This is a genomic window from Streptomyces sp. NPDC088762, from assembly GCF_044750905.1.
Lineage (GTDB): Bacteria > Actinomycetota > Actinomycetes > Streptomycetales > Streptomycetaceae > Streptomyces.
The window spans coordinates 281,288-302,975 of record NZ_JBIVKT010000005.1 but is presented as its reverse complement, the minus strand read 5'-3'; the positions used below and the strand labels follow the sequence as shown (position 1 = coordinate 302,975).

Sequence of the window (21,688 nt, the reverse complement as noted above, 5' to 3'; positions counted from 1 at the left end):
CCGCACACCCGGCACCCCGGCGAGCCACCCGCGCCCCCGGCACCACACGGCCCGACCCCGCCCAGGCCGCCGGCCGGGGGCGGTCCGGCCCCAGACGGCCGACAGCCCGGAGCCCGAGCCGCGCCGGCCAGGCGGGACTTTGACGACACGACCCAAGGCCTGGCGTCGCCCTTTTGGCGGCAGTCGCGGAGAGTCTTCCAGTTCTTCATGCGGGCGAAGGTGTGCTCGACGCGGGCCCGGACCCTTCGGTGTTCGGCGTTGTCCTCCTCCTGTCCGCGCAGGAGGGGGCGTCCGGCCCTTCTGCGGTGGGGGACGATCAGGCCGGTGCCGAGGTAGGCGCCATCCGCGATCACCGTGCTCCCCGCGGCTTTGGCGGGCAGGTCCGACTCGCACCAGACGTGGGCGTCGGCTTTGTGGCCTGGTGCCGGGCGGGACAGGCGACGACCCGGTAGTCGCGCGAGGGGGCGCCCACCTTCCGGTCGCGGACCGGTATCAGGGTGCCGTCCGCGGTCCATAACCGCTAGACGGCGGTGACCGGCCGCGGAGCCGGCTCCAGCGCGAGCAGCCGGCGGGGCTGCTGGACGACCCGGCAGACGGTGGCCGGAGAGATCCCGAAGAGCGGTGCGAGCTGCCACATCGTGAGGTTGGTGCGGTACTAAAACGCCCAACAGGGAGCCTTCTGCAACACCCTTCAGGCCAAGGTGCCCAGCGGGTCGTCCAGCACCGGCTGCCAGGCCAGCTCGGCGGCGCCGACCAGGCTGTTGTGGTCCAGGGTGCACGGCAGGATCGGGACGCCCCCGCTGCGCCCCCACAGGCTGCGGTCCGCGACCACCGCGCGCAGGCGTTCCGGGTCCGCGTGCAGCAGCTCCCGGTGCAGCCCACCCAGGATGATCCGGTCCGGGTTCAGGATGTTGACCAGGCCCGCGAGGCCGAGCCCGAGGCGGTCGATCAGTTCCTCGGCGGCCGCCCGGACCGCGGGCTCCTCGTACTCCGCGCTCAGCAGATCGCGCGCCTGCTGGAGCAGCGACACCTCGGGCCCGGGCGTGCGGCCGGCCGCGGTGAGGAAGGCCAGCGGGTCCGCCTCCACGTCCAGGCAGCCGCGGCCGCCGCAGTGGCAGGGTCGCCCCTCCGGGTTGACGGTGAGGTGGCCGACCTCCAGGGCCAGGCCCGAACTCCCGCTGTGTAGGCGCCCGTCCAGCACCAGGGCGCCGCCCACGCCGCGGTGCCCGGTGGCCACGCACAGCAGGTGCTGCGCGCTGCGCCCTGCGCCGTGCCGGTGCTCGGCCAGCGCCGCGAGGTTCACGTCGTTGCCGGTCAGCGCCGGGCCGTCGATCCCGGCCGCCTTCACGCACTGCGCGAAGATGGCCCGTACGGGAGAACCGGGCGGCCAGGCCAGGTGCAGCGGGTTCAGCGCCGTGCCCTCCGGCTCCGCGACCGCCGAGGGCACCGCCAGCCCGGCGCCGACACAGCGGCGGCCCGTCTCCTCGAGCAGCGCAGCCCCGGCGTCCACCACCGCGCCGAGGACCTGCGCCGGGTCGGCGGACACGGTGATCTTGCCGGGGGCGGTGGCCACGATCCGGCCGCCGAGGCCGACGAGAGCGGCCCGGAAACCGTCCGGGTGGACCTGTGCGGCGAGTGCCACGGGGCCGTTCTCGTCGATCGAGAGGCGGTGCGAGGGCCGGCCCTGGCCGCCGCCCGCGCCGCGGCCCTGGGCAGCGCCCGCGCCACCGGGCCGGGAGTCGACCCGGATCAGCCCGAGCGCCTCCAGCTCGGCGGCGACGGCTCCGGCGGTGGCGCGGGTGACGCCGAGCTCGGCCGTCAGGACGGCCCGGGTCGGTGCGCGGCCGGTGTGGACGAGCTCCAGCGCCGGGCCGAGCGCACCACGGCCACGTTCCAGCTTGGTCCTCGTCGAAGTCGAAGGCGAAGCCGAAGCGGAGGCGGAGGCGGAGGCGGAGGCAGAGGCGGCGGAGGCAGGGGCGGGCGCCGACGCCGAAACAGACGCAGTGGACACCGTGGTCACATCCTCCACCCGCTGCGGGGCCCCGTTGCCGTTCATGCTCCCGATCCTCGCATGATCGGAGCGTGCCGGGCGCCGCCCCCGGAGGTATCCGGCCGATCATGGCCGGGCCCGGGGCGCCGGGCACCGCCGGCTGCCCGACCCGGTCCGCCGGACACCGCTAGCCGAGACCGCCGACCCGGAGGGTGATGTTCAGCCGGCCGATCAGGCCGAGCCCCGGCGGGCCCGTGCCGGGCAGCACCCTGGGCACCCCGTGGTAGGCCAGCCGGCTCGGTCCGCCGAAGACGAACAGATCCCCGCTGCGCAGTTCCACGTCCTGGTACGGGCGACCGCGCGAGGCGGTGTTCCCGAAGCGGAAGACGCAGCTGTCGCCGAGGCTGAGGGAGACGACCGGGGCCCCGGACTTCTCCTCCGCGTCGCGGTGCATGCCCATCCTGGAGGCGCCGTCGTAGAAGTTGATCAGGGCGATGTCGTACTCCACCCCGGGTTCCAGGGGCTCTCCGTACGCCGCCGCGACCGCTTCCCGCCCCAGCTCGGCGAGCCGGCGCGGCATCGGCTTGACCGGGGCGCCGTCGCCGTCGACGGCGGTACGGGCATAGCCGTACGGGTACCAGTGCAGCCCGAGGCACACCTGCCGCGCGGTCATCGTGCCGCCGCCGGGGGTGTGGACCGTGCGCAGCCCGGCGGGCGGGCGGGCCCAGGCGCGGCAGTCGGCCAGCAACTCCCGCTGTGCCGCGTCGGCGAGCCAGTCGGGCACGTGCACGGCGCCCGGAGCGATCACGGTCCGCTCGCGCGGGAAGAGTTCCCCATTCACCCGTCCATTGTCCGGCGCGCGGCCGGGACCCGGCTGGCAGAATCCCGCCATGGAGATCACCACATTCGTAAAGACGCTCGAACGGGACGGGCAGCTGCTCGCCGACGTGGCCGAACGGGCCGGGACGGATGCCCCCGTGCCGACCTGTCCGCCGTGGCGGATCGCCGATCTGCTGCAGCACACCGGTTCGGTGCACCGCTGGGCGGCCGGCTTCGTCGGGGAGGGGCGGCTGGAGCCCGTGCCGTTCCCGGACGCACCGCAGCTGACCGGGGCGGAGCTGCTCGGCTGGTTCCGCGAGGGGCACGCGGCCCTGGTGCGGACCCTGATCGAGGCGCCGGCGGCCGTGCAGTGCTGGACGTTCCTTCCGACTGCCCCGCCCTCGCCGCTGGCGTTCTGGGCGCGCCGACAGGCCCATGAGACGGCCGTGCACCGGATGGACGCGGAGGCGGCCCTCGGGGTCCCGTTCTCGCCGGTGGAACCCGGGTTCGCGGAGGACGGGGTGGACGAGCTGCTGACGGGCTTCCACGCACGGCCGCGCAGCCGGGTGCGCACCGCGGAGCCGCGGGTGCTGCGCGTACGGGCCACCGACACGGGCGCGGTGTGGACCGTACACCTGTCGGCGGAACCGGCCCGCACGGTGCGGGGCGCCACGGACGACCCGGTGGACTGCGAGCTGTCCGGTGAGGCGGCCTGGCTGTACGCGGCGCTGTGGAACCGGCTCCCGCTGACGGGACCGGGGGTGACGGGCGACGCGGAGCTGGCCCGGCTGTGGAGCGAGACGGCCGGGATCTGAGCCCGGCGGGCGCCGCCCCGCGAACGATCGCGTCAGCCGAGGGTGGCCGCGTAGCGGGTCTGGTCGCGGAACGCCCAGGCCGGCGAGCTGTCCCAGGGGTTGGGCATGGCCGCGCTGGTCGCGTACGCGTAGCCGGCGCCGCGGCCGAAGGCGGTGCGCAGGGTCTCGCGCATCGCCCCGGCGTCCGGGACGTCGTGGACCAGGTGCCAGAACGCGGTGCCGCTCGGGTCGAGTTCTGTGCCCGGGCGGTAGCCGTTCACGGGGTCGAAGACGTTGCCTCCCGGCCATCCGCCGCCGGTGTAGGCGGCGTAGGTGTCCTCGTACGTGACGAACACGTCGGCGGTCCGGTGCCCCGGCTCCAGATAGCAGTCGGCGATGGCCGTGCCGGGGTTGTCGACGACGAAGTCGGTGGCGGCCGGGTCGACGGCCCGCATGGTGTCCTGGACGTGGCGACGCAGCTCCGCGTAGTGGTCGCGGGTGGCGTTGCCGGGGCCGCAGTCGCGGCTGACGACGTCGAAGAAGATGCCGTCGACGTGGAGGCGGCCGTCGGGGGTCCGCAGGTAGTTGTCGACGGAGGCCTTGACGGCGGCGATGTCGCGGTTGCCGTGGTCGGTGTGGACGTAGCCGAGCACTTTGGTCTTCTCGCCGGTGGCGGTGGTGGACCGGCGCAGCGCGTCGGCGCGGGCCCGCCACGGGGCGTCGAACGGGGCGTCGCCGTTTCCGGGGTTGAGGACCACCACGGAGGCCGCCGGCTCGGTGGCGGTGAGCTCCGCCAGCATCCGGTCCTTCGCCCCGGCGTACGCGGGAACCGCGATCTCCACCCCCCGCACGCCGGGTACCCGGGGTGCGGCCCTGGAGGTGGCGGGGGACCCCGCGCTCTCGCGTTCCGCGGTGCGCGCCGGCTCGGTGGCCGCGGGCGCGGTCGCCGGGGCCGGCGCGGCGAGTAAGGCGGTGACCACGAGCGCGTACAGGGCCTTCACGGCGCGGGGCATGACGATTCCTCCGGCGGGCGGCTGGGGGGGCGACCCGAGGAAGACTAGACGGACGGCCCTCCGTGCAAGGGGCAACCGCCTGTTTTGGCCCGGGAAACGGGCCGGGAACAGGCGAACGACCGCCCGCCCAACGGCACGTGAAACCCCGTCAGTCCCCGCCCGGCCCGCTCATACGGCGGACAGCCCGACCCCGTGGGCGAGCCGGCCCGCAGCGTGGGCGAAGAAGGCGTCCCGGTCCTCGACGACCCGGTTGAACTGGCCGAACAGCTCGAAGGAGACGAGGCCGACCAGCTGCGCCCAGGCGGCGACCAGGGCGGCCGTGACCTCCGGGGGCAGGCCTTCGCCGAAGTCGGCGGTCATGCGGTCGGCCTCGGGGCGCAGGGCGGCCGGCAGTGGCGGCAGGGCGAGGCCGCGGCCCTCGTAGGCGGAGCGGAGGACGGCGATCAGGGTGTTGCCGACGCGGGATGCGGGACCGACGGTGTCCTGGGGGGCGCTGTAGCCCGGGACCGGGGAACCGTAGATGAGGGCGTACTCGTGCGGGTGCTCCAGCGCCCACGCGCGGACGGCCTCGCAGACGGCGATCCAGCGCGCGTGGGGCGTGGCCCCGGCGGCGCGGGTGCGGGCGTCGGCCTCCTCGGCGGCGGCGCCGACGCTGTCGTAGGCGTCGATGATGAGCGCGGTGAGGAGCTCGTCGCGGCTGGGGAAGTAGCGGTAGAGCGCGGAGGAGACCATGCCCAGCTCGCGGGCGACGGCGCGCAGGGAGAGCTTGGCGGCGCCCTCGGCCGCGAGACGGCGGCGGGCCTCGTCCTTGATGGCGGCGGTGACCTCGATGCGGGCCCGTTCCCTGGCTCCCCGGACGGTGTTCATGCGGCTCAGTGTGCCATGCGGGCGGAGCGGTGCCCAAAACTCGGAGCGGCGCCCATTAGCACTGCTCTTGTTTCAGCGCACCGATCCGTGCACACTGATCTCAAGCGAGAGCAGTGCTCTCTCAACGACGAAAACACCGGGAGACACCCATGACTGCCGACGCAGGCCGCCCCTCCACCCCGTCCACCCCCTACTACGTCCAGGCCGGTCCGCTCGCACGGCGCTTCAATTCCCTCCTCGGCAAGCTGGCGCGGATCGGCATCAGCCTGGCCGGCTCCGCCGAGCTGTCGGTCCGCGGCCGCACGTCGGGCCGGATGCAGCGGATCCCGGTCAATCCTCACCTGCACGAGGGCGCCCAGTACCTGGTCTCGGCCCGCGGCCACTCCCAGTGGGTCCGCAACATGCGGGTCGCGGGCGGCGGCGAACTGCGCGTGGGGCGCAAGGTGCGCACCTTCACCACCACCGAGATCACCGACCCGGTCCAGCAGGCCGCGATCCTGCGCACCTACCTGGAGAAGTGGGGCTGGGAGGTCAACGCCTTCTTCCAGGGCGTCAGCGCCCAGTCCTCCGACGCGGAACTCCAGGCGGCCGCAGCCGACCACCCGGTCTTCCGCATCGTGGTGTCGAACTGACCCGCCTCCCCCACCGCGGCCACAGGTCCGAGCTGCGGGCGGCACACCCGGCCGGCCGCTCCGAGAGCAGTGCTCACGGCCGCGCGTCCGGAAGCGGGCACGGGCGCTGCCGCCGATGCCATCAGCGCGCGATCACAGGTCGCGGGCAACGGCACGGGGCGGCCACGGGCACGGCCGCCGACGCGATCAGGGCCGCGGAACGGGCACGGGCACCGGCAAGGGCGCTGGCGCGGGCACGGCCGCCGATGCGATCAGCACGCGATCACAGGTAGCGGCAAAGGCACAGGCACGGCCGCGGGCTCGGCCGCCGATGCGATCAGCGCGCGATCACGGAACGGGCACGGGCACAGGCAAGGGCGCGGGCACGGGGCGGGTACCAGCCGGGCCACCCGTTCGCCCTTGCGGCAGCGCCTCGCCCCCACCCCGCCCGCCCCGCCGAGGCCGCCTACGCCGACTCCTGCCCCCCGCCGGCCCCCGCGCCGCGGGACGCCTGCCTGGCGTCCAGGAGGTGCAGTGCCCTGCGCGCCAGCGGGTACGTGCGCACCATGTCCGCCAGGGTCGTCGAGCCCCGCGTGATGCGGGCGAAGGCCCGCCACGCCGGCCGGAAGCCGGTGATCGCCGCGTGCAACAGTCCCGGCCGGGCCTCGAAGACGGTCAGCATCCGCCTGCCGACGCCCATCTCCACGCCCAGGCCCGCCTTCACCGCGAAGGCGTAGTTCAGCGCCTGGCGGCGCGCGTCCACCGCGTCCTGCGCCTCGGAGATCTTCACCGCCCACTCCCCCGCGAGGCGCCCCGAGCGCAGCGCGAAGGAGATCCCCTCCCGGGTCCACGGCTCCAGCAGCCCGGCCGCATCGCCCGCGACCAGCACGCGGCCGCGCGAGAGCGGCGAATCCGGCTTGCGGCAGCGGGTCAGGTGCCCCGAGGACACGGCCGGTTCGAAGCCGGCCAGTCCGAGCCGGGCGATGAAGTCGTCCAGGTACCGCTTGGTCGCGGCGCCCTCCCCCTTCGCCGAGATGACCCCCACCGTCAGGGTGTCGCCCTTGGGGAAGACCCAGCCGTAACTGCCGGGCAGCGGTCCCCAGTCGATCAGGACGCGCCCCTTCCAGTCCTCCGCCACCGTCTCCGGGACGGGGATCTCCGCCTCCAGGCCGAGGTCCACCTGCTCCATCTCGACGCCGACGTGCCCGCCGATCCGGCTCGCGCTGCCGTCCGCGCCGACCACCGCCCGGGCCAGGACCGTCTCCCCGTCCGCGAGCACCACGGCCACCGTGCGCCGGTCGGGCACGGCAGCCCCGTGCTGTTCGACGCGGGCCACGGCCGTACCGGTACGGACGGTGGCGCCCGCCTTCTCGGCCTCGGCGACCAGCCCGGCGTCGAACTCCGGCCGGTTGATGAGCCCGAACAGCATCTGCTTCGAGCGCCGCGTCCGGGTCAGCTTCCCGTCCATCGAGAAGGTGACGGCGTGGATGCGGTCCTTCAGGGGCAGCACGAACCCCGGGGGCAGGGCGTCGCGCGAGGGGCCGATGATGCCGCCGCCGCAGGTCTTGTACCGGGGCAGCTCGGCCTTCTCCAGCAGCAGGACGCGCCGCCCCGCGCTCGCCGCCGCGTACGCGGCGGAGGAGCCGGCCGGTCCGGCCCCGACCACGACCACGTCCCACACGTCGCCGGTCCCCCCGGTCCCCCCGGTCCCCCCGGCCACCTCGTCACCGGCCGCCTGCGCGGCCTGTTCTGCGCTTGCGTCGCGGGCCTGTCCTGCGCTTGCGTCGCGTACGTCGTCGTCGCTGCTCACGATGTGCTGCTGCTCCTGATCACCCGGTTGCTCCGATGCCGGGCAAATCCTACGGCGAGACTCCGCCCCGCTCTGTTGTGCGAGGATCGACTGTCTTCGCCGTACCCGGCATACGCCGACCCCGCGGATCCGGGCGGCGTATCACTGAGAACAACGTCGCACCCAAGAGGAGCGTGCCCATGTCCCAGAATCCGATCGCCGAGACCGTCGCCTCGCTGATGCCCCGCGCGAAGCAGGAGCTCACCGAGTTGGTGGCGTTCCAGTCGGTGGCGGACTGGGCGCAGTTCCCCAAGAGCGAGAGCGAGGCCGCCGCGAACTGGGTGGCGGACGCCCTGCGCGTCGAGGGTTTCCAGGACGTGGCGCTGCTCGACACCCCCGACGGCACCCAGTCGGTGTACGGCTTCCTCCCCGGCCCCGAGGGTGCGCCGACCGTTCTGCTCTACGCGCACTACGACGTGCAGCCGCCGCTGGACGACGCCGCCTGGATCTCCCCCGCCTTCGAGCTGACCGAGCGCGACGGCCGCTGGTACGGGCGCGGCGCCGCGGACTGCAAGGGCGGGTTCATCATGCACCTGCTGGCGCTGCGCGCCCTGAAGGCCAACGGCGGCGTGCCGGTCAGCGTGAAGGTGATCGTCGAGGGCTCCGAGGAGCAGGGCACCGGCGGCCTCCAGCAGTACGCGGAGGCGCACCCGGAGCTGCTGGCCGCGGACACCATCGTCATCGGCGACGCGGGCAACTTCCGCCTCGGCCTGCCGACGGTGACGGCCACCCTGCGCGGGATGACCCTGCTGAAGGTGAAGATCGACACGCTGGGCGGCAACCTGCACTCCGGCATGTTCGGCGGCGCCGCGCCGGACGCGCTGGCCGCGCTGATCCGCGTACTCGACTCGCTGCGCGCGGCGGACGGTTCGACCACCGTCGACGGGCTGGACTCGAGCGCGGTGTGGGAGGGCCTGCAGTACCCGGAGGCGGACTTCCGCGCCGACGCGAAGGTGCTGGACGGTGTCGAGCTGATCGGCGACGGCACGATCGCGGACCGGCTGTGGGCCCGTCCGGCCGTGACGGTGCTGGGCATCGACTGCCCGCCCGTGGTCGGCGCGACCCCGTCGGTACACGCGAGCGCCGGCGCGCTGATCAGCCTGCGCGTGCCGCCGGGCGTGGACACCTCGGCCGCCATCAAGCTGCTGGAGGCGCACCTGGTGGCGCACACGCCGTGGAAGGCCCGCCTGGAGCTGGAGGTCGTCGGGCAGGGCCAGCCCTTCCAGGCGGACACGAGCAGCCCGGCGTACGCCTCGATGGCGGCGGCGCTGCAGACGGCGTACCCCGGCCAGCAGATGCAGATCGCCGGCATGGGCGGCTCGATCCCGCTGTGCAACACGCTGACGGAGCTGTACCCGCAGGCGGAGATGCTGCTGATCGGCCTGAGCGAGCCGGAGGCGCAGATCCACGCGGTCAACGAGAGCGTGTCGCCGCAGGAGTTGGAGCGCCTGTCGGTGGCGGAGGCCCTCTTCCTCGTCAACTACGCGGAGTCCAAGCGCGGATGATCCCGGCGGGGCCCGTGTTGAGGTGCGGGGTCCGGGGCGGCGGCGCGCAGGCGGCCCCGGGCTCCGCCCCGGGCCCCACGCCCACACGCAGGCGGGGCCGGAGTCGGCCCCGTCCGCTCTCGGCGGACTCCGCTCCCGGTGAATTCGTGTGCAGGGGGCGGGCCGGCGGCCGTAGCGTCGGGCGCATGGATCTTGTAGAAGTCATCCCGAACCGGCTCCACATGCTCCGCTTCCCGATCGGCCAGGCGTACCTCTGGCAGGACGGAGAAGCCCTCACCCTCATCGACGCGGGTTACGCCGGCCAGGCGGACGCGGTCGAGGAGGCGATACGCTCCCTCGGGCTGCTGCCCGAACGGCTGGAGCGGATCGTCCTGACGCACTGCCACGGCGACCACTTCGGCGGTGCCGGCGAGCTCGCCGCGCGCCACGGCGCCCGCATCATGGCGCACCGGCTGGACGCGCCCGTGATCCGGGGCGAGCAGCCGGTGCCCGAACCGGTGCTGCTGGACTGGGAGGTGCCGCTGTACACCCACGCCCTCGACGTCGTCCCCGAGGCCCCTCCCACCCCGGTCGACCAGGAGCTGGAGGACGGCGACGCCCTGGGCTTCGGGGACGGGGCGTACGTGGTCCACGCCCCCGGACACACGGACGGCAGCATCGGCATCCATCTCCCGCACCACGGCGTGCTGTTCGCGGGGGACTGCATCGCCGCCGTCGGCCCGCTGATGCTGGGCGTCTTCAACGTGGACCGCGCGCGGGCCGTCGAGTCCTTCCACCGCCTGGCCGCGCTCTCTCCGTCCACGGCCTGCTTCGGTCACGGCGATCCCCTGACGGCCGACACAGCGGCCGCCCTCGCCAAGGCCGCGGCCGACACCCCGGCCCAGGCCTGACTCAGCCGGTCGGGACGCCCGCCTCCAGGTACAGGGGGCGGCCGCGTTCGCGGGCGCGCAGGGCCCAGCGCAGGCGCTCGTAGCGGTGCTGCGGGAGGAGGTCGGCGGCCTCGGCCTCCGTGACGAAGCGCCAGGCCCGCAGTTCCGGGCCGGGGAGCCGTAGGCGCTCGGCCGCGCCGTCCGGGAGGCGGCCGCCGTCGAAGAGCAGGCGCAGCCCGCCGTAGCCGGGGGGCTGCGGGGGCTCCCAGTCGACGACCAGCAGCCCCGGCGCACGGTCCAGTTCGAGTCCCAGTTCCTCGGAGACCTCCCGTACGCCCGCACAGGCCGGTGCCTCTCCGGCTTCGACGACGCCGCCCGGGAACTCCCAGCCCGCCTTGTACGTCGGATCGACGAGCAGGACCCGGTCCTGCTCGTCGAAGAGCAGCACGCCGGAGGCCACGGTCTCCCGCGTGGGCTCCGGGCTCTGCACGATCTCGCTGACCCGTGCCGTGTCCGTGCGGACGGCCTCGGCGATCCGCTCGGCCGTCTCCCGCGGGGACAGGGCGCCGTTGTCGACGACGTGCGCGTCGGCGGTGAGCCAGCCGAGCGCCTGCCGGTAGGCCGGGATGTGGTCGTACGCCCACTGGCGGACCCGGAGGTCCACCTCCTGCGGTGCCCCGGGCTCCTCCCGGGTCGCGATGCGCTCGCGCAGGATCGTTTCCGCCGGGGCCAGCAGCACATGGCGCACCGGGATCCGACGGGCCGCCAGCCCGCCGAAGATCTCGTCCCGGTACTCCTGCCGGAGCAGGGTCATCGGTACGACGAGCGTCCCGCCCACCTCCGCGAGCATCGCCGCGGCCGTGTCGACCACCAGCCGCCGCCAACTCGGCAGGTCCTGGTAGTCGGAGACCTCTGCCAGGCGTTTGCGCGGCAGCAGCACTCGCAGCGCGTCCCCCACGAACTCCGGGTCGAACAGGGTGCTTTCCGGCAGGATTCCGGTCAGTTCGCGGGCCGTGCTGGTCTTTCCGGCGCTGAATGTGCCGTTGATCCAGACAATCACGTCTACCCCTCTCCCCATGGCTCGTCCGGAGCCCCCAGTGGCTTGCCCGCACCACCCTGCCACGGAAACCTCACTCTCGGCCTACTGCTTATCCTCAAGGTCAGAGCGCTGCCCGATACCTCCGGAGGTTTCCCACCGTGCCCCACAGCCGCCGCCCGTCCGATCCCCGCTACGGCAACCGGCCGACCATGAAGGACGTGGCGGCCCGGGCGGGCGTGGGCCTGAAGACGGTGTCGCGGGTGGTCAACGGTGAAGCGGGGGTCACCCCCGACACCGAGCGGCGGGTCCAGGAGGCCATCGACGCCCTCGGCTTCCGCCGCAACGACAGCGCGCGCGTGCTGCGCAAGGGCCGTACCGCCACCGTGGGCCTGGTGCTGGAGGACCTCGCCGACCCCTTCTACGGTCCGCTGAACCGTGCCGTGGAGGAGGTGGCCCGCGCACACGGCGCCCTGCTCATCAACGGTTCCAGCGCCGAGGACCCGGAACGGGAGCGCGAGTTGGCGCTCGCGCTGTGCGCACGCCGGGTGGACGGGCTGATCGTGATTCCGGCCGGTGACGACCACCGCTACCTGGAGCCGGAGATCCGGGCCGGCGTGGCCACGGTGTTCGTGGACCGCCCGGCCGGCCGGATCGAGGCGGACGTCGTGCTCTCGGACAGCTTCGGCGGCGCCCGGGACGGGGTGGCCCACCTGATCGCGGGCGGCCACCGCCGGATCGGGTTCATCGGCGACCACCCGCGCATCCACACGGCGACGGAGCGCCTGCGCGGCTACCGGGCGGCGATGGCGGACGCGGGCCTGCCGGTGGTCGGATCCTGGGTCTCCCTCGGTTCCACGGCCCCCGACCGCGTCGCGGCGGCGGCCCGCGCGATGCTCGCGGGCCCGGAGCCGGTGTCCGCCGTCTTCGCCGGCAACAACCGGGTGACGGTCACGGTGGTACGGGTCCTCGCCGACCGGGACCGCCCGGTGGCCCTGGTCGGCTTCGACGACTTCGAGCTGGCCGACCTCCTGCGTCCCGGCGTCACGGTGGTCGCCCAGGACGCCGCCACCCTCGGCCGCGTGGCCACGGACCGCCTCTTCCAACGCCTGGCCGGAAGCGACCTCCCCCCGACCCGCATCGAACTCCCGACCCGGCTCATCGCCCGCGGCTCGGGCGAGATCCCCCCGGTCAGCGGATGAGGGCGCGCAGCACCGGCACAGCCCCACCGGCGGCGGTGAGCCCGGCCAGCACCGCCAGGGCCGGGTGCACGCCGCCGAGGTGGCCGAGGCCGCCCACCACGATGCCGATCAGTACGGCGCCGAGGAGTACGACGGCGGAGTGCAGAGACAGGAACGGCTCGTCGCCCGGCTGCGCGGGCGGCGGGCAGGGCGGGGGCGCCGCGGAGGAGTGAGACGGCTGCGAGGGCTGCTGAGAAGTGGTCATGACCCCATTGCAGCGGTTGCCGCCCCTCGGCCCACGCCGATGGAACGAACCCGTAGGGAAGCGAACCGGTACCGAAGTCCCGCGAACCGACCGTCGGTTCCTCGTTGTTCCGTCCTGTTCGGGAAAGTCCGGGACCGTTCGGCGAACGGGCCATAGCCTGGTGTTCCGTACGGCACGGAAGGGCCGAGGATGGACCCGCAGGGCACATTCGAAGAGGAACTGGCTCGGCTCGCAGGGGACTTGAGGGCGCTGCGCCTCGACCGAGGGGCGCCCACCTACCGAAGGGTGCAGGCCCGGGCGGCCGATTGCCTGACCGGTATCCGACTGCCCGCCGCCACCCAGAGCGACGCCTTTCGCGGCAAACGCCTGCTGGGTTTCGACCTGCTGATGGGGCTCGTGCGCGTCCTGCTCGCCTACGACTCGTACGGCCGGGAACGGCCCGTTCCCCCGCACAACTCCGCCGCCCTGCAACCCTGGCGCGACCGCTGGCGCGCCGTGGCGGCGCTGCGGCCGCCCCGCGGGGCCGGCCCGGCCGCCCGGTCCAAGGCCGCGCCGGCCAAGGCCGGGGACTCCGATCCGCTCCCGGTCCTCGCCCCGGTACCGGCCGCGGTACCGCCTCCCGTGGCCGCGCTCACGGCCCGGCCCACGCCGATCCCCGTAACCACCGCGACCCCACCCCCGGCGGCGGCTCCGGTACGGTCCGCCCACGAGAGCGGCTTCGCCCTGGCCCACCTGCTGACCGCCGACAACGGCCACGTATGGGGGCTGACGTTCTCGCCCGACGGCCGCAGCCTCGCCGCGACGGACCAGCCCGGGAACGTCCGGCTGTGGGACCTGGTGAACGGCCGGCCGGCCGGCGCGCGGCACACCGGCAAGGCCCACGCGCACTGCCTGGCGTTCTCACCCGACGGCCGGATCCTGGCCGTCGGCCACGGCGACCACTCCGTACACCTCTGGGACGCCGCGACACTGGATCCGCTGGGGCCGCCCCTGCGCGGGCACACGGGGACCGTCTCCGCGCTGGTCTTCTCCCCCGACGGCCGCACCCTGGTCTCCGGCGCTGCCGTCGACGGCACGATGCTCCGCTGGGACGTGTCCACCGGCGAACCCACCGGGCCACCCCTGACGGGCCATCGCGGCAGGATCCTCGCCCTGGGCCACCTCCGGGACGGCCGGCTGCTGGCCGCGATGTGCGGCAACAGCCTGGTCGAGCTGTGGGACCCGGTGGCGGGCACCACCGTCGGCGAGGCGGCCCTCAGCCACGGCGGCGAGGTCGTCGCCGCGGCCTTCAGTGCCGACGGCCGGCTGCTGGCCACCGCCGGCGAGGGCGCGCACGCCCGGCTCTGGGACACCGTCACCGGCCGGCCGGTGGGGCCGGCTCTGGCCTGGGCCGCCGGGCTGGTCTGGGACGTGGCCTTCAGTCCGGACGGACGGCTGCTGGCTGCCGCCGACAACGGCGGTACGGTCCAGCTGTGGGACACCGGCACCGGGACCCCGGTCGGCCGGCCCCTGAGCGGCGATGCCGGCCGCCTCCAGAACGTCGTGTTCTCCCCCGACGGCCGCTCACTCGCCGCGAGCGGCGAGGGCGACACCGTGGTGGTCCACAGCCTGGACCGGCCCCTGCGGCCCGCCCCCCTCCCGCCGCTCGCGGCCAGAGCGCTGGGCGGCCTCCTCTACGGGGGTACGGCGGTTCCCCTGCCGGCACTGGCCGGCGGCACCGGGGAGTCCCTGGGGAGGCTCGCCTTCTCCCCCGACGGGAACCGGATCTTCGCCGTCGGGGGCAGCCGACGCCTCACCGTCTGGGATCCGGTGGCCGGCCGGAACCTGCCCGACGACACCCTGGCCTGCCCGCCCGGCAACCGCTGGGGACTGACGTTCTCCCCCGTTGGCGGGCAGGCCGCGATCTGGACCCGGATGGCGGACCCGTGGACACCCCTGCGCGACCGGCTCTCCCTGATCAAGGAGTTGGCCTTCGCGCCGGACGGGCGGTTCGTGGCCGTGGTCGAGGCGGACGGCCGGATGCGGTTGTGGAACGGCGCCGGTGACCGTCCGACCGGCGAGGGCTTCGCCGGGACGGAGGAGGTGACCGGAGTCATCTGCGTGCCCGACGGCAGCCTGCTGGTCCTTGCCGTCGGCGACGGCGTCGTGCGGTGGGACCCCGCCACCGGACTGCAGCGCGGACTGGTCATGCAGCGCCACGAGGCCCCGGTGCGGGCACTGGCCTGCTCGCCGGACAGCCGGCTGCTGGCCTCCGGCGACGCGGCGGGCACGGTCCTGTTGTCGGGCACCGACGGCAGGTACCACCCCGGCCCGGACGGCCACCCCGGCGAGATCAACGATCTGGCGTTCTCGCCCGACGGCACCGTCCTCGCGATCGCCGGCTCGGACGGCCTGCGGCTCTGGAATCCCCTCACGAGGGAGCCGGTGGCCGTCCTCCTGGGCCACGGCTGCCCCGCCCACGGCGTCGCCTTCTCCCCCGACGGCGGTCTGCTGGCGGCCACCGGCCCGGACGGGACCGTACGGCTCTGGCTGTCGCCCCGGTCCCCCCGGGACACGGGTCGCGGCCCGGCCCCGTGAACGGGGCCGGGCCGCGGGACACCCCCTAGCGCAGGGGCGGGCGCGTTACGACGTCGCCGTCAGCGTCGCCGAGCGGCGCGGGATCGCGAAGGCGTCGAGTTCGGCGCGGGTCAGGCCGGTGAGGGCGGTGACCTCCTCGGCGCCGACGGCGCCGCAGTCGAGGCCGCGGACCAGGTAGCCGGCCAGGGCCTTGGCGGTGGCGGGCTCGTCCATCACGTCGCCCTCGATCTTGGCGACGTACGCCTTCAGGCGGGCGGCGGCGGTTTCGAGGCCCTCGCGGTAGAAGGTGAAGACGGCCGCGTAGCGGGTCGGGAGGTGCGCCGGGTGCATGTCCCAGCCCTGGTAGTACGCACGGGCCAGGGCGCGGCGGGTGAGACCGTAGTGCAGCTTCCAGCCCTCGTGGACCTTCTCGGTGGTGCCGATCGGCAGCACGTTGGTGGAGCCGTCGGAGACGCGTACGCCGGTGCCGGCGGCCGCGACCTGCATGATCGCCTTGGCGTGGTCGGCGGCGGGGTGGTCGCTGGCCTGGTAGGCGGCGGAGACGCCGATGCAGGCGCTGTAGTCGAAGGTGCCGTAGTGCAGGCCCGTGGCACGGCCCTTGGAGGCCTCGATCATGCGGGCGACCGTGGCGGTGCCGTCGGAGGCGAGGATGGACTGGCTCGTCTCGATCTGGATCTCGAAGCCGATCCGGCCCGGGCGCAGGCCGCGGGCGGTCTCGAAGGCCTCCAGCAGCTTGACGAAGGCGGTGACCTGCTCGGCGTAGGTGACCTTGGGGAGGGTCAGGACCAGGTTGTCCGGGAGGCCGCCGTGGGCGAGCAGGCCGGACAGGAAGATGTCGGTGGTGCGGATGCCGCGGTCGCGGACGTTGGACTCCATGCACTTCATGCGGATGCCCATGTAGGGGGCGTTGGTGCCGTTGGAGTACGCCTCGGAGATCAGGCGGGCCGCGCGGGCCGCCGCCTGGTCCTCCTCCTCGTCGGAGCGGACGCCGAAGCCGTCCTCGAAGTCGACGCGGAGGTCCTCGATCGGCTCGCGCTGGAGCTTGGCGCGGACGCGGTCGTAGACCGGTACGGCCAGCTCGTCGGAGATGCCGAGTACCTTGGCGAAGGTCGCGGCGTCCGGGGCGTGCTCGTCGAGGGCGGCGAGGGCCTGGTCGCCCCAGGAGCGGATGGTGTCCGCGGCGAACACGTCACCGGGTACGTAGACGGTGTGGATGGGCTGGCGGGTGCCGGGGTCGCCCGGGTAGTGGCGCGCGAGTTCCGCGTCCACCGGCGCGAGGGAGGCACTGATGCCCTCACTGACCGCGCCTGCGAGGCTCGTCGCCACCTTCTCCTGCTGACCCATCGTGCACTCTCCTCTTTTCCGCTTCACGGAAGCTTAGATCCGCATTGCAGAATTTAGTCACGGGGTTCCGCTCAGTCAATGGTCCCTCCGCTCTCCTGGACAAACGACTCGGGGCCGTGCGGTGAGAAACACCACACGGCCCCGAGTACGTCAGGCTGGGAAGAGAAGCGCAGGTCAGCCCTTGCGCGCCTTGATCTCCTCGGTCAGCTGCGGGACGACCGTGAAGAGGTCGCCGACCACGCCGTAGTCGACCAGGTCGAAGATCGGGGCCTCGGCGTCCTTGTTGATGGCCACGATGGTCTTCGAGGTCTGCATGCCGGCCCGGTGCTGGATCGCGCCCGAGATGCCGGAGGCGATGTACAGCTGCGGGGAGACCGACTTGCCGGTCTGGCCGACCTGGTTGGTGTGCGGGTACCAGCCGGCGTCGACGGCGGCGCGCGAGGCGCCGACGGCCGCACCGAGGGAGTCCGCGAGCTCCTCGATGATGTGGAAGTTCTCGGCGCCGTTGACGCCGCGGCCGCCGGAGACCACGATCGCGGCCTCGGTCAGCTCGGGGCGGCCGGTCGACTCGCGCGGGGTGCGGCCGGTGACCTTGGTGCCGGTGGCCAGGGCGCCGAAGGTGACGGCGAGCGCCTCGACGGTGCCGGCGGCCGGAGCGGCCTCGACCGGAGCCGAGTTCGGCTTCACGGTGATGACCGGGGTGCCCTTGGAGACGCGGGACTTGGTGGTGAAGGACGCGGCGAAGGCGGACTGCGTCGCGACCGGACCCTCGTCACCGGCCTCCAGGTCGATGGCGTCGGTGATGATGCCGGAGCCGATGCGGACGGCCAGACGGGCGGCGATCTCCTTGCCCTCGGCGGAGGACGGGACGAGCACGGCGGCCGGGGAAACGGCCTCGTAGGCGGCCTGGAGCGCGTCCACCTTCGGCACCACGAGGTACTCGGTGAACTCGGGGGCGTCGGCGGTGAGGACCTTGACCGCGCCGTGCTCGGCGAGCACCGCGGCGGTGGCGTCGGCACCGGCGCCCAGGGCGACGGCGACGGGCTCGCCGATGCGGCGGGCCAGCGTCAGCAGCTCGAGGGTGGGCTTGCGGACGGCGCCGTCCACGTGGTCGACGTAGACGAGAACTTCAGCCATGGGACTGCTCTCCTGCGATTGCGAAGTGTCTGGGGGCTATGGAGGGGTTGGCCGAAGCTCTTAGATGAACTTCTGGCCGGCCAGGAACTCGGCCAGCTGCTTGCCGCCCTCGCCCTCGTCCTTGACGATCGTGCCGGCGGTGCGCGCCGGGCGCTGCGCCGCGGAGTCGACCTTGGTCCAGGAGCCTTCGAGACCGACCTCGTCGGCCTCGATCTCCAGCTCCTCCAGGTCCCAGGACTCCACCGGCTTCTTCTTGGCGGCCATGATGCCCTTGAAGGAGGGGTAGCGCGCCTCGCCCGACTGGTCCGTCACGGAGACCAGCGCGGGGAGGGAGGCCTCCAGCGTCTCGCTCGCGGTGTCGCCGTCGCGGCGGCCGGTGACGGTGCCGTCCTCGACCTTGACCTCGGAGAGCAGGGTGACCTGCGGGACGCCCAGGCGCTCGGCCAGGATCGCCGGGAGGACACCCATGGTGCCGTCGGTCGAGGCCATACCGGTGATGACCAGGTCGTAGCCGGCCTTCTCGATCGCCTTGGCGAGCACCAGCGAGGTGCCCATGACGTCGCTGCCGTGCAGGTCGTCGTCCTCGACGTGGATGGCCTTGTCGGCGCCCATGGACAGCGCCTTGCGCAGGGCGTCCTTCGCGTCCTCGGGGCCCACCGTCAGGACGGTGATCTCCGCGTCGTCGGCCTCGTCGGCGATCTGCAGCGCCTGCTCGACGGCGTACTCGTCGAGCTCCGACAGCAGGCCGTCGACGTCGTCACGGTTGACGGTCAAGTCCTCGGTGAACTGCCGGTCGCCGGTGGCGTCGGGCACGTACTTCACACAGACAACGATCCTCAGGCTCACGCCGGCTCTCCTACCGCATCGTCTTTTCTGATACCGCCTTGTGCAGGCAGCATAGGCGCCTTGTCGGGCGGATCCCGGTCGGGGCGGCCCGCGCTCCGAAGGGAATGTTACTCGTCAGTACACCGTGGGTCCTGCCCAGGTGCAAGGCCGGTGAACTGTGATCTGTCCAACGCCGCCCGAATGCGCCCCAGCAGGGACGATTCAGTCGCGCAGCGCGTTGAAGCGACCCTGGTGGTAGAGCAGGGGACGACCTTCCCCGGCCGGATCCCCCGCAACCGCCTCCGCGATGATCACACGATGCTCGCCGGCCGGCACCCGGGCCACCACCCGGCACACCAGCCAGGCCAGTACGCCGTCCAGGACGGGCACCCCGTGCGGTCCGGCACTCCAGTCGGTGGCCGGGCCGAAACGGTCGGCTCCACTGCGGGCGAACAGGCCCGCCAGTTCCCGCTGGTGCTCGCCGAGTATGTGGACGCCGAGGTACTCACTGTCGCGCACCGCGGGCCAGCTGGAGGCCCCGGTGCCGATGGTGAAGGAGAGCAGGGGCGGGTCCGCGGAGACGGAGTTGAGCGAGGTCGCGGTGAATCCCGCCGGCCGTCCGCCGGTCTCGGCGGTGATCACGGCGACTCCGGCGGCATGCTGCCGGAACACGGAGCGCAGGAGGTCGGGCGAGCCGGGCAGTCCGGTGCCGAATCGGGGGGACGGAGCCGTCGGGGCCGCAGGAGCGGTCATCGGGGTCTTCCTTCTGCCGCGCGGGGCGCGGGCACGGTCGGGGATCAGGGGTCGGGTGCGTTCAGTGATCCCAACAGCGCGCGCTCGCGTAGCGGACGAGGTCCACGTGGACCCGTCCGTAGAGCAGGAGTTCATACCGCATGTCGCCAGCCTCGCGATTTCCCGTGTACACAGTCAAGCGGGATCCGTCAGATGTCAGGCGCGTCACGCTGCGTGCGGGCGCGCGCACCGGCGCTCGCGCCGCCGCGCTGTCGTACGGCCGAGTCATACGGCGGCTCCCAGGGCGGCGATCACATCCGCCTTGCGGGGCATCCCCGCGGCCCGCCGGACGATCCGGCCCGCCGCGTCGAGGACGAGCACGGTCGGGGTCTTCTCGACCCCCAGGGCCCGCACCAGGTCGAGCCGGTCCTCGGCGTCGATCTCGATGTGCGCGACCCCCTGCACCATCCCCGCGACCTCGGCGAGGATCCGCCGGGTGGCCCGGCACGGCTGGCAGAACGCGCTGGAGAACTGCACCAGGCTGGCCCGCTCCCCCGGTTCCCGGCCCAGTTCCGCGGCGCCCAGCACGGGCCGCCCGTCATCCTGTCCGAGCACGCCTGCTCCCCTCGTCACCCTCCGTACGGGTACATGATTCCCGTCGGCACATACGCTGGGGGCAGCGCCCGGGGCCCCGGGCGCATTCCCGGCGTGACGAGGATCTCGCCGGGCGGGGGCGTCCGGGCTGGCCAGCAGCCCTCGTTTGGGGCACGATCCCATGGTCGCGTACCTACGCTTCCGTAACTTCCGGCCGGGAGCTCCTCCCCAGGCAGAAAGCGGTGTCTCCCCACCATGGCTGAGCTCGTCTACCCTCCCGTCATCGGCGCCGCGCACGGGCTCTTCCGTGCGCTGGACATCCGCATCGACATGCAGGGCACCGAGAACATCCCGCGCAAGGGCGGGGCGGTCCTGGTGTCGAACCACATCGGATACCTCGACTTCATCTTCGCCGGCCTGACCGCCCGGCCGCAGAAGCGCCTGGTGCGCTTCATGGCGAAGGAGTCGGTGTTCCGGCACCGGGTATCGGGCCCGCTGATGCGCGCGATGAAGCACATTCCGGTGGACCGTACGCAGGGTGAGACGGCCTACCAGCACGCCCTGGACTCGCTGCGGGCGGGCGAGATCATCGGCGTCTTCCCCGAGGCCACGATCTCCCAGTCCTTCACCCTCAAGAGCTTCAAGTCGGGTGCGGCGCGCATGGCCCAGGAAGCCGGCGTTCCGCTGATCCCCGTGGCCCTGTGGGGCACCCAGCGGCTGTGGACCAAGGGCCGCCCGAAGAACCTCAAGCGCAGCCACATCCCCGTGACGATGCGGGTGGGCGAACCGCTGGAGGCGCCGACGGACCAGTACGCGGGGGCCATCACGCGCCGCCTGCGCGAGCGCGTGCAGGAGCTGCTGGACGCGGCGCAGCGCGCCTACCCGGACAAGCCCAAGGACGCCGCCGACTCCTGGTGGCTGCCGGCCCACCTGGGCGGCACCGCGCCGACGGCGGCCCAGGTCCGCGAAGCGGGCTGAGTCACGTCGCGAAGCGGGCTGAGAACACGTCGCGAAGCGGGCTGAAGTCACGTCGCGAAGCGGCCCCGCCCCCGAAAGGGACGGGGCCGTGATCACTCCCCAGCTGCGGGCGCCGGGGCGCCTCAGGTCGGGGCTACGTCGCCGCGCTGCACCTCCGACTCCTCCACCAGAGCGGGCTGGTTGGCCTTGTCCGGCTCCTCCACCAGGGCCGGCTGGTTGCGGTTGGCCTTGTCCGGTTCCTCCACCAGGGCGGGCTGGTTGCGGTTGGCCTTGTCCAGCTCCTCGGGGGGACCACAAGGGGCGGTGATGCACTGCCACTCGTGCTTCCCGGGCTTGACGACGATCCTGTCGTCGGAGGAACCGCCCTTGCCGGGATGCTTCTTGCCCCCCTTGCCGGGCCGGTCCTTGGCGGGCCGGTCCTCGTGGGGGGTCACCTTGATACTGCCCTCGCTGTCGGCCGGCACGATCAGGAGAAGGTTGGACTTGCTGCCGTCATTGGGGTCACCGGCGTCACCGGCGTCGGCCACGACCGTGTGCGGTGCCGTCGGCGTGGCCGCGAAGGCGGTCGTGGGGACGAGCACACCTCCGGCGACTACGGCGGTCGAGGCGGCGAACAGGACGAACTGCTTTCGAAAGCGGTGGGTCATGGGCTCTCCTTGTGCGAGTGAGCGGATGGGGTCGTAGTCCCAGTACGCCCCGCCG

The 21,688-nt window shown here is 73.4% G+C and carries 21 protein-coding genes and 1 pseudogene; 7 read left to right on the top strand and 15 right to left on the bottom strand.

Annotated features, from left to right (window positions below):
- Positions 1-164: 164 nt before the first annotated feature.
- The 3 genes and pseudogenes from ACIP5M_RS15590 to ACIP5M_RS15580 form a co-directional block, all read right to left on the bottom strand.
- Positions 165-655: pseudogene (locus ACIP5M_RS15590) on the bottom strand (transposase family protein); the annotation flags it as partial.
- A 36-nt stretch (positions 656-691) separates the two neighbouring features.
- Complete coding sequence (locus ACIP5M_RS15585) at positions 692-2,056, bottom strand: ROK family protein (protein WP_401196952.1); 1,365 nt, start codon at positions 2,054-2,056, stop codon at positions 692-694.
- Between the two features lie 121 nt (positions 2,057-2,177).
- Entirely contained in the window at positions 2,178-2,831 is a 654-nt protein-coding gene (locus ACIP5M_RS15580) for an alpha-ketoglutarate-dependent dioxygenase AlkB family protein (RefSeq protein WP_401196949.1), read from the bottom strand.
- A gap of 49 nt (positions 2,832-2,880) precedes the next feature.
- Here ACIP5M_RS15580 and ACIP5M_RS15575 point away from each other — a divergent pair, with 49 nt between their 5' ends.
- On the top strand, positions 2,881-3,624 hold the full coding sequence (locus tag ACIP5M_RS15575) for a maleylpyruvate isomerase family mycothiol-dependent enzyme (RefSeq protein WP_401196946.1): 744 nt from the start codon (positions 2,881-2,883) through the stop codon (positions 3,622-3,624).
- A gap of 32 nt (positions 3,625-3,656) precedes the next feature.
- Here the strand turns inward: ACIP5M_RS15575 and ACIP5M_RS15570 are convergent, their stop codons facing one another.
- Positions 3,657-4,616: a spherulation-specific family 4 protein gene (locus tag ACIP5M_RS15570; RefSeq protein ID WP_401196943.1), complete on the bottom strand. Its 960-nt coding sequence runs from the start codon at positions 4,614-4,616 to the stop codon at positions 3,657-3,659.
- A 168-nt stretch (positions 4,617-4,784) separates the two neighbouring features.
- Positions 4,785-5,483: a TetR/AcrR family transcriptional regulator gene (locus ACIP5M_RS15565; RefSeq protein WP_401196940.1), complete on the bottom strand. Its 699-nt coding sequence runs from the start codon at positions 5,481-5,483 to the stop codon at positions 4,785-4,787.
- A gap of 149 nt (positions 5,484-5,632) precedes the next feature.
- Between ACIP5M_RS15565 and ACIP5M_RS15560 the strand changes: the two genes are divergently transcribed.
- On the top strand, positions 5,633-6,115 hold the full coding sequence (locus ACIP5M_RS15560) for a nitroreductase/quinone reductase family protein (RefSeq protein WP_401196938.1): 483 nt from the start codon (positions 5,633-5,635) through the stop codon (positions 6,113-6,115).
- A gap of 445 nt (positions 6,116-6,560) precedes the next feature.
- Here the strand turns inward: ACIP5M_RS15560 and ACIP5M_RS15555 are convergent, their stop codons facing one another.
- The gene (locus tag ACIP5M_RS15555; protein ID WP_401196935.1) at positions 6,561-7,904 is read right to left on the bottom strand and encodes a geranylgeranyl reductase family protein; all 1,344 of its coding nucleotides are present in this window, start codon (positions 7,902-7,904) and stop codon (positions 6,561-6,563) included.
- 179 nt (positions 7,905-8,083) lie between these two features.
- Here ACIP5M_RS15555 and ACIP5M_RS15550 point away from each other — a divergent pair, with 179 nt between their 5' ends.
- Together ACIP5M_RS15550 and ACIP5M_RS15545 are read left to right on the top strand one after the other, a co-directional pair.
- A complete protein-coding gene (locus ACIP5M_RS15550; protein WP_401196933.1) occupies positions 8,084-9,448 on the top strand; it encodes a dipeptidase in 1,365 nt (454 codons plus the stop codon).
- A gap of 185 nt (positions 9,449-9,633) precedes the next feature.
- On the top strand, positions 9,634-10,338 hold the full coding sequence (locus ACIP5M_RS15545) for an MBL fold metallo-hydrolase (protein ID WP_401196930.1): 705 nt from the start codon (positions 9,634-9,636) through the stop codon (positions 10,336-10,338).
- 1 nt (position 10,339) lies between these two features.
- Here ACIP5M_RS15545 and ACIP5M_RS15540 read toward each other — a convergent pair whose 3' ends face one another.
- Positions 10,340-11,377 (bottom strand): NUDIX domain-containing protein, encoded by a 1,038-nt coding sequence (locus tag ACIP5M_RS15540; RefSeq protein ID WP_401196927.1) that lies wholly within the window; start codon positions 11,375-11,377, stop codon positions 10,340-10,342.
- Positions 11,378-11,565: 188 nt separating this feature from the next.
- Between ACIP5M_RS15540 and ACIP5M_RS15535 the strand changes: the two genes are divergently transcribed.
- Complete coding sequence (locus tag ACIP5M_RS15535; protein WP_401197220.1) at positions 11,566-12,555, top strand: LacI family DNA-binding transcriptional regulator; 990 nt, start codon at positions 11,566-11,568, stop codon at positions 12,553-12,555.
- Here the strand turns inward: ACIP5M_RS15535 and ACIP5M_RS15530 are convergent.
- Positions 12,545-12,799: a hypothetical protein gene (locus tag ACIP5M_RS15530; protein ID WP_401196925.1), complete on the bottom strand. Its 255-nt coding sequence runs from the start codon at positions 12,797-12,799 to the stop codon at positions 12,545-12,547. The genes ACIP5M_RS15535 and ACIP5M_RS15530 overlap by 11 nt on opposite strands.
- Positions 12,800-12,988: 189 nt before the next feature.
- On the opposite strand from ACIP5M_RS15530, the gene ACIP5M_RS15525 reads away from it, so the two are divergent.
- Positions 12,989-15,376: a WD40 repeat domain-containing protein gene (locus ACIP5M_RS15525; RefSeq protein ID WP_401196923.1), complete on the top strand. Its 2,388-nt coding sequence runs from the start codon at positions 12,989-12,991 to the stop codon at positions 15,374-15,376.
- A 45-nt stretch (positions 15,377-15,421) separates the two neighbouring features.
- On the opposite strand, the gene ACIP5M_RS15520 is transcribed toward ACIP5M_RS15525, so the two are convergent.
- From ACIP5M_RS15520 to ACIP5M_RS15495, 6 genes are all read right to left on the bottom strand, one after another.
- Entirely contained in the window at positions 15,422-16,720 is a 1,299-nt protein-coding gene (locus tag ACIP5M_RS15520; RefSeq protein WP_401196920.1) for a DUF6986 family protein, read from the bottom strand.
- 174 nt (positions 16,721-16,894) lie between these two features.
- On the bottom strand, positions 16,895-17,857 hold the full coding sequence (locus ACIP5M_RS15515) for an electron transfer flavoprotein subunit alpha/FixB family protein (RefSeq protein ID WP_401196918.1): 963 nt from the start codon (positions 17,855-17,857) through the stop codon (positions 16,895-16,897).
- Between the two features lie 60 nt (positions 17,858-17,917).
- Positions 17,918-18,703, bottom strand: coding sequence for an electron transfer flavoprotein subunit beta/FixA family protein (locus ACIP5M_RS15510; protein ID WP_401196915.1), 786 nt, complete (start codon positions 18,701-18,703; stop codon positions 17,918-17,920).
- A 201-nt stretch (positions 18,704-18,904) separates the two neighbouring features.
- Positions 18,905-19,435, bottom strand: a complete 531-nt coding sequence (locus ACIP5M_RS15505) for a flavin reductase family protein (RefSeq protein WP_401196913.1) — start codon at positions 19,433-19,435, stop codon at positions 18,905-18,907.
- A 61-nt stretch (positions 19,436-19,496) separates the two neighbouring features.
- Positions 19,497-19,577 (bottom strand): putative leader peptide, encoded by an 81-nt coding sequence (locus ACIP5M_RS15500; protein WP_356870695.1) that lies wholly within the window; start codon positions 19,575-19,577, stop codon positions 19,497-19,499.
- 122 nt (positions 19,578-19,699) lie between these two features.
- Positions 19,700-20,029: a TlpA family protein disulfide reductase gene (locus tag ACIP5M_RS15495; protein WP_401196910.1), complete on the bottom strand. Its 330-nt coding sequence runs from the start codon at positions 20,027-20,029 to the stop codon at positions 19,700-19,702.
- Between the two features lie 234 nt (positions 20,030-20,263).
- Between ACIP5M_RS15495 and ACIP5M_RS15490 the strand changes: the two genes are divergently transcribed.
- Complete coding sequence (locus ACIP5M_RS15490; protein WP_401196906.1) at positions 20,264-20,986, top strand: lysophospholipid acyltransferase family protein; 723 nt, start codon at positions 20,264-20,266, stop codon at positions 20,984-20,986.
- Positions 20,987-21,108: 122 nt separating this feature from the next.
- Here ACIP5M_RS15490 and ACIP5M_RS15485 read toward each other — a convergent pair whose 3' ends face one another.
- Positions 21,109-21,633: a hypothetical protein gene (locus ACIP5M_RS15485; protein WP_401196903.1), complete on the bottom strand. Its 525-nt coding sequence runs from the start codon at positions 21,631-21,633 to the stop codon at positions 21,109-21,111.
- Positions 21,634-21,688: the final 55 nt, after the last annotated feature.